This window comes from Vallitalea longa, assembly GCF_027923465.1.
Taxonomy (GTDB): Bacteria; Bacillota; Clostridia; order Lachnospirales; family Vallitaleaceae; genus Vallitalea; species Vallitalea longa.
In genome coordinates, this window is sequence record NZ_BRLB01000087.1 from 1 (window position 1) to 255 (window position 255).

2 protein-coding genes are annotated in these 255 nt (G+C 25.5%); one reads left to right on the forward strand and one right to left on the reverse strand.

Annotated features, from left to right (window positions below):
* Positions 1-23: 23 nt before the first annotated feature.
* Positions 24-137 carry a transposase gene (locus QMG30_RS25130; protein ID WP_330680854.1) on the reverse strand — a complete coding sequence of 38 codons (114 nt, stop codon included), beginning with the start codon at positions 135-137 and terminating at the stop codon, positions 24-26.
* A 67-nt stretch (positions 138-204) separates the two neighbouring features.
* On the opposite strand from QMG30_RS25130, the gene QMG30_RS25295 reads away from it, so the two are divergent.
* Positions 205-255 (forward strand): helix-turn-helix domain-containing protein (locus QMG30_RS25295; RefSeq protein WP_353511689.1); only part of this gene is annotated, 51 nt, incomplete at its 3' end.

The following is a 255-nucleotide window of genomic DNA, read 5'->3' on the forward strand; positions in this document are numbered from 1 at the left end:
CTAATTCCACTTGGGGAGGTGTTTCAAATAGTAAGTTCTTTGTTAATACATTTGTGTCTATATTTAGTTATTACAACCAAATGATATTTTAGATTGTATATTGAATGTCTATTGCTTTTGAATTCACCATCATTCATCTAAAAAACTCCTTTACAACTAAATTAAATTACGATATAATTATAACATAAGGAAGAGGGAAAATCTATGAAAATCAATAAAGCTTTCAAATATAGAATATATCCTAATAAGGAACAA